Source organism: Bradyrhizobium sp. CCBAU 51627 (genome assembly GCF_028128765.1).
In the GTDB taxonomy this organism is placed as follows: Bacteria; Pseudomonadota; Alphaproteobacteria; order Rhizobiales; family Xanthobacteraceae; genus Bradyrhizobium.
Genome location: NZ_LBJG01000024.1, coordinates 1,098,011 through 1,111,885, shown reverse-complemented (window position 1 = coordinate 1,111,885; position 13,875 = coordinate 1,098,011). Strand labels below are relative to the sequence as shown.

General features: G+C 62.0%; 14 protein-coding genes and 1 pseudogene. 7 read left to right on the top strand and 8 right to left on the bottom strand.

Annotated elements, in window-relative coordinates:
* Positions 1-10: 10 nt before the first annotated feature.
* The 3 genes from XH88_RS20105 (at position 11) to XH88_RS20095 (ending at position 3,649) form a co-directional block, all read left to right on the top strand.
* Entirely contained in the window at positions 11-577 is a 567-nt protein-coding gene (locus XH88_RS20105; RefSeq protein WP_271669979.1) for a cytochrome b/b6 domain-containing protein, read from the top strand.
* A gap of 42 nt (positions 578-619) precedes the next feature.
* Positions 620-1,315, top strand: a complete 696-nt coding sequence (locus tag XH88_RS20100; protein ID WP_271669978.1) for a VIT1/CCC1 transporter family protein — start codon at positions 620-622, stop codon at positions 1,313-1,315.
* 291 nt (positions 1,316-1,606) lie between these two features.
* Positions 1,607-3,649, top strand: a complete 2,043-nt coding sequence (locus XH88_RS20095) for a carbohydrate porin (protein WP_271669977.1) — start codon at positions 1,607-1,609, stop codon at positions 3,647-3,649.
* A gap of 474 nt (positions 3,650-4,123) precedes the next feature.
* On the opposite strand, the gene XH88_RS20090 is transcribed toward XH88_RS20095, so the two are convergent.
* The gene (locus XH88_RS20090; RefSeq protein WP_271669976.1) at positions 4,124-4,327 is read right to left on the bottom strand and encodes a hypothetical protein; all 204 of its coding nucleotides are present in this window, start codon (positions 4,325-4,327) and stop codon (positions 4,124-4,126) included.
* Between the two features lie 282 nt (positions 4,328-4,609).
* On the opposite strand from XH88_RS20090, the gene XH88_RS20085 reads away from it, so the two are divergent.
* Entirely contained in the window at positions 4,610-5,086 is a 477-nt protein-coding gene (locus tag XH88_RS20085) for a hypothetical protein (RefSeq protein WP_271669975.1), read from the top strand.
* A gap of 114 nt (positions 5,087-5,200) precedes the next feature.
* Here XH88_RS20085 and XH88_RS20080 read toward each other — a convergent pair whose 3' ends face one another.
* The 3 genes and pseudogenes from XH88_RS20080 to XH88_RS20070 form a co-directional block, all read right to left on the bottom strand.
* Positions 5,201-5,635 carry an EF-hand domain-containing protein gene (locus XH88_RS20080; RefSeq protein WP_271669974.1) on the bottom strand — a complete coding sequence of 145 codons (435 nt, stop codon included), beginning with the start codon at positions 5,633-5,635 and terminating at the stop codon, positions 5,201-5,203.
* A gap of 585 nt (positions 5,636-6,220) precedes the next feature.
* A complete protein-coding gene (locus XH88_RS20075; RefSeq protein ID WP_271669973.1) occupies positions 6,221-8,506 on the bottom strand; it encodes a heavy metal translocating P-type ATPase in 2,286 nt (761 codons plus the stop codon).
* A gap of 258 nt (positions 8,507-8,764) precedes the next feature.
* Positions 8,765-8,957 (bottom strand): annotated as a pseudogene (locus XH88_RS20070) (MBL fold metallo-hydrolase); the annotation flags it as partial.
* Positions 8,958-9,051: 94 nt separating this feature from the next.
* Between XH88_RS20070 and XH88_RS20065 the strand changes: the two are divergent.
* The 3 genes from XH88_RS20065 (at position 9,052) to XH88_RS20055 (ending at position 10,587) form a co-directional block, all read left to right on the top strand.
* Positions 9,052-9,378, top strand: coding sequence for an ArsR/SmtB family transcription factor (locus XH88_RS20065; RefSeq protein WP_271669972.1), 327 nt, complete (start codon positions 9,052-9,054; stop codon positions 9,376-9,378).
* A gap of 13 nt (positions 9,379-9,391) precedes the next feature.
* A complete protein-coding gene (locus XH88_RS20060; RefSeq protein WP_271669971.1) occupies positions 9,392-9,703 on the top strand; it encodes a rhodanese-like domain-containing protein in 312 nt (103 codons plus the stop codon).
* Positions 9,704-9,804: 101 nt separating this feature from the next.
* Positions 9,805-10,587: a sulfite exporter TauE/SafE family protein gene (locus XH88_RS20055; RefSeq protein ID WP_271669970.1), complete on the top strand. Its 783-nt coding sequence runs from the start codon at positions 9,805-9,807 to the stop codon at positions 10,585-10,587.
* 132 nt (positions 10,588-10,719) lie between these two features.
* On the opposite strand, the gene XH88_RS20050 is transcribed toward XH88_RS20055, so the two are convergent.
* From XH88_RS20050 to XH88_RS20035, 4 genes are read right to left on the bottom strand one after another with little or no spacing between them, the layout of a single operon-like run.
* On the bottom strand, positions 10,720-11,754 hold the full coding sequence (locus tag XH88_RS20050) for a Gfo/Idh/MocA family protein (protein ID WP_271669969.1): 1,035 nt from the start codon (positions 11,752-11,754) through the stop codon (positions 10,720-10,722).
* 6 nt (positions 11,755-11,760) lie between these two features.
* A complete protein-coding gene (aroQ, locus tag XH88_RS20045) occupies positions 11,761-12,210 on the bottom strand; it encodes a type II 3-dehydroquinate dehydratase (RefSeq protein ID WP_271670399.1) in 450 nt (149 codons plus the stop codon).
* 13 nt (positions 12,211-12,223) lie between these two features.
* The gene (locus XH88_RS20040; protein ID WP_271669968.1) at positions 12,224-12,970 is read right to left on the bottom strand and encodes an amino acid ABC transporter ATP-binding protein; all 747 of its coding nucleotides are present in this window, start codon (positions 12,968-12,970) and stop codon (positions 12,224-12,226) included.
* A 60-nt stretch (positions 12,971-13,030) separates the two neighbouring features.
* Complete coding sequence (locus XH88_RS20035; RefSeq protein ID WP_271669967.1) at positions 13,031-13,858, bottom strand: transporter substrate-binding domain-containing protein; 828 nt, start codon at positions 13,856-13,858, stop codon at positions 13,031-13,033.
* Between the last annotated feature and the right edge of the window lie 17 nt (positions 13,859-13,875).

Here is a 13,875-nt window from a genome sequence, read left to right as displayed (position 1 = left end):
CCGTCCGCAAATGAGAACCGTGAGCAACACGATCGGAGCCGGCGGCGCGATGCCGCCGGCCACGGTCAAGGTCTGGGATCCGTTCGTCCGGATCTTCCACTGGTCGCTGGCGAGCCTGTTCGTTCTGGCCTACGCCACCGGCGACGAGATCGAGCGGGTGCACGTCGCGGCCGGCTACGCCATCGCCGGCTTCCTCGCGATCCGCATCGTCTGGGGTTTCGTCGGCCCGCGACATGCGCGCTTCTCGAACTTCGTTCGTCCGCCACGCGAGGTGCTCGCCTATCTTCGCGATGTCGCTCTGCTCAGGGCGCCCCGCTACATCGGACATAACCCCGCTGGCGGTGCCATGATCATCGCCCTCATTGTCGCGCTGGCCGGCACCTGTGCGACGGGCTACATGATGACGACGGATGCCTACTGGGGCTCGAAGCTGATCGAACACGTTCACGAATTCCTGGCCAACCTGACCGTCGGCCTGGTCGTGGCGCATGTCCTTGGCGTGTTGATCGCAAGCTTCGAGCATCGCGAGAACCTGGTCGCGTCCATGATCTCCGGCCGCAAGAGAGCTACTGACTAGGCAGCTCTCTTCAAAAACCCAAACTGCAACCAGGAGCGCCCTGTGCCAGCCACCCCTCACATCGAAAAGCACTTCACCGCCTCGGAAAGCGTCCGTGACGTCGTGATCGGGATGGCTGACGGCTTGACGGTCCCGTTCGCGCTGGCAGCCGGTCTTTCCGCGGCCGTTACCAACACGGACGTGATCGTCACTGCCGGGTTGGCGGAGGTTGTCGCCGGCGCCATCGCGATGGGCCTTGGCGGATATCTCGCCGCGCGCACGGACGCAGAGCATTACGCAGCTGAAGAACAGCGCGAACACCATGAAATCGATCACATGCGTGAACGGGAGATCGACGAGGTCGAGCAGATCTTCCGCGAGTATGGCATCGAGGGAGATGCGCTCAAGTCGGTTATCGGTGCGGTCGCGTCAAATCGGCAGCGATGGGTCGACTTCATGATGAGATTCGAACTGGGGCTGGAGCGTCCGGATCCGAAACGTGCCCCTATCAGCGCCGCCACGATCGGAGGCTCGTACGTGGTCGGCGGTTTGATTCCGCTGGTGCCCTACATGTTCACCCGGAACATCGGGACAGCCTTGCAGATCTCGGTGGCCGCGACCGGTGCGGCCCTGCTTTGCTTCGGGGCTGTCAAAGGACACTTCACAGGCGTCAACAAGATCAAGTCGGCGCTGCAAACGCTGCTCGTGGGCGGACTGGCCGCCGGAGCGGCGTATTGGCTCGCGCATCTGTTCGGGTAAGGGCGCACCTCCGAGCGACAAATTCCATTCGCGACATCGTTGCCGAATTTTGCTGGGCAGCAGCGTCGCCCGCCTGAGGACCGGGTTGAAGCGCGCAGGAGCAGTACGGCCTGAGGTCACGCTGAGAGCCCGGCTCGGAGCGCTTTGGAGCCGGAGACCATCACCTTCATGGGCACGAACGTTGCGGCTCCAGCAAGTCATTGTTGCAAATCCGTCACTTGCGAATGACAGAAGCTACGACGCCGGCGATTGCTGCTTGACCGCAGTTTTGAATAGGGCTGTTGAACGAAGATGAAACGGATACGTCTCGCAGGCGCAGTCGTGAGCCTCGCTCTCGCCGCGCCCAGTGCAGGCGGCGCGGCCGAGTCGTCGCCACTCAAGGCTCCAACGCCCGCCATTGCGGATTGGACCGGATTCTATCTGGGCGGCCATTTCGGATATGCCGGCGGCTCGTCGCGCTGGAGCGCGAGCAGTGCCCTGTCGACTGAGAGAGGGTCGACCGACCTGTTCAATTCCTATGATGCTTTCAAAGGCACCGGCAGCTACCTCTTCGGCGTGCAAGGCGGCTACAATCTGATGCTGCCGTCGCGCCTCGTGATGGGTTTCGAGGCCGACTTTTCCGCCCCCAACATGCTTGCGGGAGAACAAACCGTAACGTCCGTCTCTGGCGGCACGGCCAGCTATCGCGACACTGTGCTGGGCATGGGGACGGCGCGCGGCAGGCTCGGCTATGCCCTCGATCACTGGCTGTTCTATGCGACGGGGGGCTTCGCCTGGTCCTACGACCGGCTGGAGCGCACGCAACTTGCCGGCACGCCGCTGGTCGGCAATGCCGCTGTCGGAACGCTCGACACCGCGCTGACGTGGCGCCTTGGCTGGGCCGCCGGGATCGGGGCCGAGATGCCGATCGCGCCGCACTGGACGGCCAAGGCCGAATATCTTGCCTCGGGCTTCGGCGATCATCGCAAAAGCCTCGCCGCTTCGGTCGAGCAGCTCAATTCCAACCTCTCGGTCCAACGCCTCCAGCTCGGGTTGAACTATCAGCTTGGTCCCGACCCCTTGCACACCGATTTTGCCGTCAACGGCATCTCGCCTGTGGAGGCCGACAATTTCGCCGTACACGGGCAGACGACGATCGTCACCCAATATGCGCTGCCGTTTCGCGCGCCCTATGCCGGTCAGAACAGCCTCTCACCCAATCAGGTGCGGGAAACCCTCGATGCCGACCTCTTCGTCGGCTTCCGCCCCTGGGACGGCGGCGAAATCTGGATCAATCCGGAAATCGACCAGGGCTTCGGCCTCAACGGCACGTTCGGAGTGGCCGGCTTCCCAAGCGCGGAGGCGTACAAGGTGGGGGCCACCTATCCCTATGCGAGGATTCCGCGCGCATTTCTGCGGCAGACGATCGACCTCGGCGGCGAGGTGCAGAAGGTCGAGGCCGGGCCCATGCAGTTCGCAGGCTCCCAGACCGGCGATCGCCTCGTGCTCACCGTCGGCAAGTTCAGCGTCGTCGACATCTTCGACTCCAACAAATATGCGCACGACCCCCGCGGCGATTTCCTCAACTGGACGCTGGTCAACACCGGCGCATTCGACTACGCCGCGGATGCGTGGGCCTTTACCTATGGCGCCGCTGCCGAGTGGTACACCGGGCCTTGGACCTTTCGCGCCGGCGTGTTCGACGGACCCGCGGTACCGAACAGCACGAATCTCGATCCGGCCTTCGGCCAATTCCAGATGGTTGGCGAGGTCGAGCGTCGCTACGAGCTCGCGGACCAGCCCGGCAAGATCGCCGTGACCGGCTATCTGACGCGCGCACGGATCGGAAATTTCCAGGATGCCGTCGATTTCGCCAACCTGACCGGCGCGGCGCCGGACCTTTCGCTGGTGCGCACCTATACGAGCAAGCTCGGAATTGCCGGCAACATCGAGCAGCAGATCATCCCCGGTCTGGGCCTGTTCGCGCGGGCTGGCTACACGCCCGGCAAGTTGGAAGCCTACGCATTTACCGACGCCGACGCCACGCTCGCAGGCGGCGCCTCGATCTCGGGCAAATTCTGGAACAGGCCGAACGACACGCTCGGAATAGCCGGCATTCGCAACATGATTTTCGCAACGCACCAAGCCTATTTCGCCGCAGGCGGCTACAGCGCGTTGATCGGCGACGGACAGCTTCCGCATCCGGGCGCCGAGAAGATCATGGAAATATACTACACGCTTCCGATCGCGACATGGACGCTCGGCTTCGATTATCAGTTCATCACCAATCCCGCTTACAACCGCGATCGTGGACCGGTCTCGATCATCGCTACTCGGCTGCACGCACAGTTCTGATTTTCTTTTCGCCTTGCACCGCGGATTTCTGATAGGATCAATCCATTGATCGATGTCCGCTCGGTGCCGCGATGCGCAAATGGAAGCCGCACCTGCTGTCGCTGTTCGCGATCGTTTTCCTGGTGCAAGCGGCCTGCTTCCCAGGCACCGCGTTAGCGCTCGGAAGCTCCAGTTCGCACGACGGCCCCTGGAATCCCGATCATATCGATCGGCTGCCGCCCGAGGTTCGTGAGACCGTGCTCCAGAGGTGTGGCGGGCGCGCTCAAGCTCTCCATTACTTTGGGACTTATCTCAACCAATCAACGACGGTCAGGCTCCATTTCGAGAACGTGCGATGCGATGGCGATAAGGCATTCCGGAGGGGCGAGAGCTGCCTGCACGAGGAGTATGTTGCGCAGGGAAAGCACTATCGTCTTGCGAAGCGCTACTATGGCCCGTGCGACGATTGATACGAATTTCTGTGCCTCGCATGGCTTAGAAGCGGGTGCTTTGCTGCGGCCGCAGGGCGAGGATTGTCGCCAAGCTCATACAACCGATTGCGAGGACGCCGCTCAGCTGCACCATTCTTTCGCGGAGCGGGAAGAAGGGGCCCGGCCCGAACGGATGCGGCTCAGCCACCAGCCACAGCAGGATGAGAGCAGCGAGTGTCCCCCAAAATGCTCGCTTGAGATTTTGCATGTAGTCCTCGCTCACGACGATACGAGCACCAGCTTGGACTCATTGAGCAGCGCTGCATTGAGCTGACTCAAGGCTGCTTGTCATGGTGTTGCACACCTAATCAAAGCAGGCCCGGAGAGTATTCTCTTCAGCTAGTTGGCTAACGACCGCCGCCGTAACCGCCCCTGCGAGGCATACTGCGTCGTGGGGCCGCAGCTCATTCGCCCGGACTTTGCTCCAGCGCAAGCTCCTGGCTGTCGCGTCCTCCTATTTGCGAGCAAAGAAATTCTTCGGAGAAAGCCGGTGCCACTTCTGACCAAGTCGCTCATACCCCTAGTCGCCGCACTCGGGTTTGCCCTGGCGCCACTTGGCCTCGCCGCTGGACCGTACGTGCATGACGGACCACCCGCGACAGTCCAGCTTCGGCTAGACCACGGCAAGAAGTGGTCGACGGAAGATGCCCTGCGCCGCGGCATGGACGAAATCCGTATCGCTATGGCGCAATCGTTCGCGCCCATTTACAACAATGTGTTCACGCCTGCGCAATATGAAGCCCTGGCAACGCGCATCCAGACGCAGATCGACGATGTGCTCGGAAACTGCAAGCTGCCCGAGCAGGCCGACCAGCAACTTCACCTGGTCCTCGAGCAGGTCATCGAGGGTGCGGCCGATATGAAGACCGAGGTTGGCCGCGATCGGGGGACGATAAAAATCGTGCGGGCGCTTGCTCAATACGGCAAATATTTTGACCATGCAGGCTGGCAGTCGCTGGAACATTGAAATTCTATCGACGCTGGCGGCGGAAGCACCGCTCGCCGGCGCGCATTGTCCAGAAGCGTCCCGCAAGCCGAGGCCGGCTCGCCGCGAGACCTATGCTCTTCTGCCCGAATGGCTCTATTGCTGCGGGACCGAGCTCCTCGTCCCGTGCATGAATGCCAGCATTTCTTCCAAGGTCAGCTTGCCATCCTTGTTGCTGTCCATTGCCTTAAAAATTCGTTCGTGAGCTGCCTGAAACTCCGCCAATGAGACGGTACCGTCACCATCAGCATCCATCAGCGCAAACATCATCCGAAACATAATGGGTGGCCCCACCGTGTCCCTGCCCATCGTGCCACGGCCCTTCATTCCGGGGCCCATCATTCCCATCATGCCTCCGCTGCTCATCCCTTGTCGCTGTTCCGACTGGTTTGAAGAAGAATTTGTCTGAGCGGGAGTCGACATTTGGTCCTGTCCGGGATGGTGGGCCTCGTGATCGGCTGCGGACTGGCCGAGAGCGGGATAGCTCAAGGTGGCAAATAACAGCGCTATAGAAATGGTTCGGCGTCGCATGGGGCTCCTCCGGCTTCGTGTAGCGTAAGAAAGTGCTGATCCTTCCGTTCGGCCTTAGGCAATCGACGTCCAGCATGCGGGTGGGGTCTCGATCACGTTTGGGCTCTTGCGCAGCCCGACCGAAGCGCTGTGGACGCTTCACTCGAAACGAAGGTCAGTATGCATGCGGAACCACCGTCTGCGGGCCTCCTCGATAACGATGGGGCGTCCGGCCGGTTGGAGTCACCGCGCCGGGGCCGCTCTCGACGCCTGCCATTCCGTAAGCGCTGTAAGGGCCAGTCACCCGGCTTGCATGGGGAACGCTCGATTTCGGGCCGCCCTGATAGACGTGCTCATCGATGCGAAGCGAGTTCTGAGCCAAGCTGCCGTCTGTCAGGAACGCGATCACAAGTGCTCCTGCCAAAACATATCTTATGATCATGATTTTCCTCCCACGTGACCCGTGTTTGAGGAAATTCTATCGAAGCAAAGAATTCGACCCACGCACTGATGCAGATCAATGGGTCAGGAATGCTGGGCGAAACTCGATCCGACCTAGAGCGCGGCAATGTACATTCGGTGTGGACCGAACAGAACGGCCGTCGCCTACGCCGACACCGCTTCGTAGATATCCTCCTCCTGGGCTGTGTGCATGCGCACCAGTGTTTCGATCGCCTCGATCACCCGTTGAGCGTCTCGGACCAGATAGCGATCGACCTTCTCTGACGGTAGATCCTCCACGATCCGATCGAGCAGCCGGGTAAGGTGCAGAATCTCGCGATGCGCGCGGCTCATGGCGGAGAGGCCGTGACGTTCGCGGAGCACCTCAGCAAGCTTCGGATAGACGCTGTCCTCGTCCGCCCGCTCGTGCATGACAACGCTGTTCTGAACGATGTGCTGAGCATCGCCAATCAAAGCCGCGGCGGACTCGGGGGCTGCGTCATCCAGCGCATCGACGATCTTGCGCAAGCGATCGAGGTCCTTGAACAGGGCCTGATGATCGTGATGCAATGCCAACCCCTGCTCCGCGGTGATATGCGCGCTGCCCCTGGCAAAGGCCGGAGTGAGTGCCCGCAGGGCATTCACAATGACTGCAACGTCGATGACCTCCTGGACGATGGCCGCAGGCACCGGTTCAAGCCAGCCAACGGTGGCAGCCAGCATTGCCACCAATGACAAGCCCATGCCGACCACAATGCTTTGCAAGGCAATACGTCGTGCCCGCTGCGCGATGATGATCGCTTCGCTGACGCGATCGAGCCGGTCGGCCAATATCACGACATCGGCGGCCTCGGACGACGCGGTCGCGCCGCGCGCGCCGAGCGCGACCCCGATATCGGCCACGGCCAGTGCCGGGGCGTCGTTGATGCCATCGCCGACCATGATGGTCGGATGCAGCCGCTGTTCGGTGCGCACCGCCTCGACCTTGTCCGAAGGAACACGATCGGCCAGCACGGCGTCGAGGTCGAGCGCTGCACCAATGGCTTGCGCTGCCGCGGCGCGATCGCCCGTGACCATCACCATTCGCGCGATGCCCGCATCGCGCAGCAGGCGGATTGCGCGCGGCGTATCAGCCCGCAACTCGTCCGCCAGCAGCAGCGCGCCGATCGGACGGCCATCCACGGCGACGAAGACGATCAGTGCCGAGCGCCATGAAGCGCGCCGGATCGCCCGCAGCTCCCAAGGCGACGGTTCGCCATGCGAGCGAAGCAGCTCGCGCGAGCCCGCGGTGACCCGGCGCCCATCGACCAGACCGCACAAGCCGCTGCCCATGGTCTCCTTGACCTGTTCGGGTGCGCTGAGCTTGAGGCCGCGATCGAGAGCCGCGCCGACGACCGTCTTGGCAAGCACGTGATGCGAGGCCTGCTCGAGCGATGCGCCGAGCCGGAGGACCTCGTCAGGGTCCTCCCCCGGAGCAACCTCGATCGAAAGCAGCCGTGCCCCTCCGACGGTCAGGGTACCGGTCTTGTCAAACAGCACCGTGTGAGCGCGGGCCAGCGCCTCCAGCGCCCCTCCCCCCTTGGCAAGGATGCCGCGGCGAGCCGCTCGCGCCACCCCTGCAATGAAGGCGACCGGTGCGGCCAGGATCAAGGGACAAGGCGTCGCCGCCACCAGCACAGCAAGGCTGCGCGTCAGATCACCGGATATGCGCCACGCCATGAAAGCAACCGCGAGCGTCACCGGGAGAAGAATCACTGCAAAACGATCGGCCATCCGCACAAAGGGAGCCTTCGCGGTTTGCGCGGCCGTCACCATGCGCACGATGCCGGCATAGGTGCTCTCGCCGGCTGGCGCCGTCACGAGCAACTCGAAAGTCTCGCCCGCATTCAGCGAACCGGAGAGAACCGCACTGCCACGTGTCTTCTCGACCGGGATCGGCTCGCCCGTAACCGCGGATTCGTCGATGGTAGCCGCGACGGAGCCAACGATGCCGTCGACCGGCACGATCTCGCCCGCCCTTACGAGGAGCTCTTCGCCGACCAAGACTGCGTCAACCGGAACGTCCTCGATCCCGCCGTTACTATTGCGGTGCGCCTGCCGCGGTGCCCGATCGACCAGGGAGCGCAGGTCGCGTTCCGCCCGTGCGATCGCAATATCCTCCAGCACGTTGCCGCCGGAATACATCAGCGCAACCACGGCTCCTGCAAGTGGCTGGCCGAGCGCCAACGCTGCGCTCATCGACAGCAGCGCAATCGCATCCACTCCGAAGCGACCGCTCAGAAGATCCCTGACAATCGAGATCGCCAGCCCGCCGATCACGGGCGCGGTGCCGAGTTCCCACGCAAGATCCGCCAGATCGGCGCGGCCCGCTACTTCCGCGAGAAGACCCGCGGCCAATCCTGCGATTGCAATCGCAACCAGACCCCATCGCAGGACCCGCTCAAACGACATGGCTTCGTTCCATACCTACACCGGCGTCACTCTCTCACGAGAGCCGGCTCGTCGCTTGAGCAGAATCAACCAACTCTGACGAATGGCGAAAGGCAACCGAAGCCAACGAAGGAAAAAGATCATCGGCATGATGAACCAGCCGGACCGGGGTCACCGCAAGCTGGCCGCGACTGGCGGATGCTGGGCGATAAACGGAATCTGGACCACTAGGAACCGCCCCGCCTAGATTCGCCCGGCCAGCGCCCCAAACGAGCGCATCACGCGATAACCCGCCTCTTCGGCCGCGTGAAGAATGGCCCTGACGGAACGCGTATCGACCGTGCCCGCGTTGTGGTCGTAGTCGCGAGCACGGGATCGATGACGGCGGCTGCTGGGTCGCTGGATCGGCAACCAGATGGCTGATCGTATTCGTCGGCTCGTCGAAGAAGGCCTTAATGATCGGCTTCGCCATCGCCTCACTCCCATCTCGTTTCGATGCCTCGGTTCTTGACAGATATATTAGCACTTCCTAATTTAGCAACGTCTAAATAACATGTGAGTCGGATGTGCCGGCAGTCGTCTTCAACTCGCAAGGCATCGAAAATGCGGCCCAGGAAATCGCAGCCCTGTTGCGAGCCGTGGCCAACGAGCGGCGGCTGCTGATCCTTTGCAGGCTCGTGGAACTGGGAGAGGCGACCGTGAACTCCCTCGCCGATTCCGTCGGCCTGTCCCAGTCGGCGCTGTCGCAGCACCTGGGCAAGATGCGTGACGAAGGCCTGGTGACCTACCGCCGCGAAAGCCAGACCTCTTGGTACCGGATCGCCGACTCGCGCATCGAGCGGCTCTTGGCAACCCTGCACGAATTGTACTGCAAACCGACCAAACGACGTTGAACAGGAGCAGACCATGTCACTTCCGAAAATCGATCCCGCGGCCGCGCGCCGCCTCATCCAGGAGGGCGCTCTCCTCGTCGATATCCGCGAAGCAGAGGAATTTGCTCGCGAAAACATTTCAGGCGCTCACCATCTTCCGCTGTCCAGATTGAACGAAGCGAATTTGGCTGTGAAAGCCGGAAAAGCCGTGATCTTCCACTGCAAGAGCGGCGCAAGGACTTCGATGAACGCCGCTCGTCTCGCAGCGAAAGTGAACGGCGCTTGCGAAGCCTACATTCTCGACGGCGGGCTGGATGCCTGGAAGCGATCGGGACACCCCGGCTGACAGGCCAATGATACCGCCCAAGCCGGCGCGTCCGTAGGGGTCTGCAGCACGTCCTCGAAGCCAAGCCGCTGCCCCGCACGAGCCGACCTTGGAGTTTCGCAATGCATTCACTGTTGACGCAAGCCGCCCTGTCGGCGGCTTCCGGCTCTATCGTCGGCTTCTCACTCGGTCTTGTCGGCGGAGGCGGATCGATCCTCGCTGTTCCACTCCTTGTGTACGTGGTCGGTCTAAGCGATCCGCACGTGGCCATCGGTACGAGCGCGATCGCCGTGGCAGTCAACGCCGGCGCCAACCTCGGGGCACATGCTCGCAGCGGCAATGTGAAATGGCGCTGCGCCACGACATTTGCTGTCGCCGGAGTCGCCGGGGCCTACTTCGGGTCCGCACTCGGCAAGATCATGGACGGACAGCGACTGCTCGCACTTTTCGCCGTGTTGATGATTGTCGTTGGCGGACTGATGCTGCGCAACCGCGCCCACGTCGGCAACTCGGCGGTCAGCTTGTCCCGGGAGAATCTCCCGAAACTGGTCGTATCGGGTCTGGGGGTCGGTGTGCTGTCAGGGTTCTTCGGGATTGGCGGGGGCTTTCTCATCGTCCCTGCGCTCATGCTTGCGACCGGCATGCCAATGCTCAACGCCATCGGCTCGTCGCTGGTCTCGGTGACCGCATTCGGACTGACCACTGCCGCGAACTACGCCCTTTCCGGACTGATCGACTGGCAGATTGCCGTCCTCTTCGTTGGAGGGGGAATCTTTGGCGGGCTGATCGGAGCGCGGTTGGCGAAGTCGCTGGGCTCCCGCCGGGGTGCTCTGACCTCCGTCTTCGCCGGGCTGATATTCGCGGTCGCCATTTTCGTCCTGTTCCGCTATCTGTCCGCGACCTGACGGTGGACGATTTCTCAAAGCGTCGTCACGCGCTGGATCCAGAGCGATGTGTCGCAGAGCTGTGCAGCAGCTCCCCAGCCAGGCCGGTTTCGTCTGCGGGTTGCGTCCAAATGAAATCAGGGCTTACGAATATCAAACCGACACGAGAGCTCCGCTTTCCGCCGCGCGTTTGATCGCGTCGATCACTCGAAGGGTTTTCAGCCCTTCGCGCCCGCTCACCACAGGCTCGGCCGTACCGCGGATGACCCCGCAGAAATTGGCAATCTGCAGGGCGAGCGGGTCTTCCTTCTCGTGGCTAAGCCGCTCGCGCTCAATCGGCGCCCACCAGCTGGCCTTGCTTGGGTGATGCCACAGGTCGAGTTGCGGAACAGCCAGCGCTGCCCTCGTGCCGCCGATCTGGTAACAGGCCTCCTGCGTATGACTGTAGGCCGGGTTCTCACCGGCCGTGAATTCCCAGCTCCAAGGCGACTGGATGGTATCGGAGACATTGACCGTTCCCAGCGCGCCCGAGGCGAAGTGCAGGATGATCACGGCAGTTTCTTCAACTGCATTTCCACGCAGCCGATTGGATTGAGCGGCTTGTACCGCGACGATATCCCCGCACAGGTACCGCAGCAGGTCGACATCGTGGATGAGATTCAGGAAAACAGGACCCGCCCCCTTTTCGCGACGCCATGCCGCGTCGAAATAATCGTCCGGCTTGATCAGCCAGAACATGCCATGCACTGATACGATGGGGCCGAGTCGGCCGCTGTCGATCTCCGCCTTGGCGCGTTGGATCATCGGGTTATGCCGGCGATGATGGCCGGTGAGCAACGGCACGCCGGCCCGCTCGGAGGCTTCGACCAGGGCCTGTGCAGCGACGACGTCATCCGCTAATGGCTTCTCGATCAGCGCTGGAATGCGCGCTGCGATACAGTCCATGCCGTTGGCCACATGCATCTGGTTGGGCGTGGCGACAACCACCCCTTCCGGCGGAATTTCGGAGAGCATGTCCTGAAAGGACGGAAACCAGTCTACCTTCAGCGATATCGCCAACTCTCGGGCCGCAGGCGCCGGATCGACGATCGACGACAGCATCGCCTCCGGCCGTGCGAGAATATGCTCGATGTGTCGCTTTCCAATGAGACCCGCTCCCATCACCGACAGGCGGACGGGTGCACTCATAACATGCTATCCCTTCGTCTCATCAAGCAGCTTGGCCACACGACGCAAGCCGAGCAGATAACCTTGGGTGCCGAAGCCCGCGATGACCCCATCAGCTCGTTTGGAGACAAACGAGTGGTGGCGGAATTCCTCGCGCTTATGCACGTTGGAAATATGCACCTCGATCACGGTCCCCTCGAACGTGTTCAATGCATCCAGGATGGCGACCGACGTATGGGTGAAAGCCGCGGGATTCATCACGATCCCGGCAGCCGTCTCGCGCGCCTCGTGGATCCAGTCGATCAGCTCGTATTCCCTGTTGGATTGATGGAAGCGAATCTCCAGGCCAAGCTCCTTGCCCAGCGCCCGACAGTCTCGCTCCACATCCGCAAGCGTCTCGTGACCATAGATGTGGGGCTGGCGTTTGCCGAGCAAATTGAGATTTGGGCCGTTGAGGACGTAGACAAGACGACTCATAAGAGAACTCCGTTCAGTGGTGGGCAAGGATTTCGCCGAGGAACTGCCTGGTGCGGGCCTGCTGAGGATTCCGGAAGAAGGCGTCGGGCGCGCCCTCTTCGATGATCTGTCCTTCGGCCATGAAGATGACGCGATCGGCAACCTGGCGGGCAAAGCCCATCTCATGGGTGACGCAAATCATGGTCATGCCGTCATTGGCGAGGCCGATCATCGTATCGAGCACCTCCTTGACCATCTCAGGATCGAGAGCCGAGGTCGGTTCATCAAACAGCATCACCTTGGGCTGCATGCAGAGCGCGCGCGCAATCGCGACGCGCTGTTGCTGACCGCCCGAGAGCTGAGCCGGATACTTCTCGGCCTGATCGCCGATGCGCACGCGCTCGAGATATTTTCGCGCAATCGCTTCCGCCTCGGTCTTGCCGATGCGGCGCGCGCGAATGGGGGCGAGCATACAGTTCTGCAACACTGTCATATGCGGAAAGAGATTGAAGCTCTGAAAGACCATGCCGACGTCCTGACGCACGACATCGATCGCCTTGATGCTGTCGTCCAGGCGATGGCCGTTCACCACAATGCTGCCCTGCTGGATCGCCTCGAGGCGGTTGATACAGCGGATCAGCGTCGATTTGCCTGAGCCAGACGGGCCGCAGAGCACGATCTTCTCGCCCTTGCGAACGATGAGATCGATATCGCGAAGTGCTTGGTACCCGCCATACCATTTCTGGACGCCGTTCATTTCGATCAGGATCTGGTCCTGCATGCTGGTCTCCGCTGTCGGAGCGGCGGCCAACGCGGATCGCGCGTCGGCCGCTCGCGGTGGCTACTGGACTGTGAAGGGAACGCCGGGGACAGAGTCCGGGAAGACCGGCACGGGCGCCTTCATCCATTTGGCGTAGAAGCTGGCCAACTTGCCGTTCGACTTGATCTGGTCGATGAACTTGTTGGCCGTCTCGTTCCACTCCTTCTCGCCGAGACGCGTGCAGGCGCCGTTGTACAGAGCCATAAAGTGAAGCTTGGGCTCGAACCCGAGCTCCGGCTTTGCGGCGTTCAGTCGCTGCGGGTAGAAGCTGTTAGCTCCGACGGCCTGCACCTGACCGGAGAGCAGCGCCTGGATCGTGGCCGCATCATCATCGAACCTGCGGATTTCCGTGCCCGCCGGAGCACTATTGGTGACCTGGGTGTCCTGCGTGGACGACCTCGGAACCCCGATGACGTATTTGCTCATATCCGCATTGCTGTTGATCGGGGTCGCTTGGGCAGCGACAAGCGTGATCTCGTTGGCAACATATGGCTTGGAATACTGCACCGCCTTTGCGCGCTCGGGAAGCATGGCCATGGTTGCGAACAGAATGTCGACGCGGCCAGTCGTCAGCGCCGGGATACGATTGGCCACCGCCAGCGGGACGAACTCGGCCTTCACGCCGAGATAGTCAGCGAAGGCGCGGCCCATGTCGGCATCGATGCCATCCTGCTTTCCCGAGCTATCGACATAGCCCCAGGGAGGATTGTCGCCCTGAATCCCGATGACGACGACGCCCTTCTTCTTGACGTCTTCCAGAGTGCCTGCCTGCGACTTGCCTGCGACGGCGATGGCCCCCAGCGCCAGCAGCGCGATACCGAGCTGGCGACGATTAAACGAAAACGACATGAAATTCCTCCTCCTGG

Excerpts from the sequence above, each read along its gene's own strand:
- XH88_RS20060 (WP_271669971.1), top strand. The coding sequence starts at position 9,392 with ATGTCACTTCCGAAAATCGATCCCGCGGCCGCGCGCCGCCTCATCCAG.
- XH88_RS20095 (WP_271669977.1), top strand. The coding sequence starts at position 1,607 with ATGAAACGGATACGTCTCGCAGGCGCAGTCGTGAGCCTCGCTCTCGCC.
- XH88_RS20105 (WP_271669979.1), top strand. The coding sequence starts at position 11 with ATGAGAACCGTGAGCAACACGATCGGAGCCGGCGGCGCGATGCCGCCG.
- XH88_RS20080 (WP_271669974.1), bottom strand. The coding sequence starts at position 5,635 with ATGCGACGCCGAACCATTTCTATAGCGCTGTTATTTGCCACCTTGAGC.
- XH88_RS20050 (WP_271669969.1), bottom strand. The coding sequence starts at position 11,754 with ATGAGTGCACCCGTCCGCCTGTCGGTGATGGGAGCGGGTCTCATTGGA.
- XH88_RS20090 (WP_271669976.1), bottom strand. The coding sequence starts at position 4,327 with ATGCAAAATCTCAAGCGAGCATTTTGGGGGACACTCGCTGCTCTCATC.
- aroQ (WP_271670399.1), bottom strand. The coding sequence starts at position 12,210 with ATGAGTCGTCTTGTCTACGTCCTCAACGGCCCAAATCTCAATTTGCTC.
- XH88_RS20055 (WP_271669970.1), top strand. The coding sequence starts at position 9,805 with ATGCATTCACTGTTGACGCAAGCCGCCCTGTCGGCGGCTTCCGGCTCT.
- XH88_RS20040 (WP_271669968.1), bottom strand. The coding sequence starts at position 12,970 with ATGCAGGACCAGATCCTGATCGAAATGAACGGCGTCCAGAAATGGTAT.
- XH88_RS20035 (WP_271669967.1), bottom strand. The coding sequence starts at position 13,858 with ATGTCGTTTTCGTTTAATCGTCGCCAGCTCGGTATCGCGCTGCTGGCG.
- XH88_RS20075 (WP_271669973.1), bottom strand. The coding sequence starts at position 8,506 with ATGTCGTTTGAGCGGGTCCTGCGATGGGGTCTGGTTGCGATTGCAATC.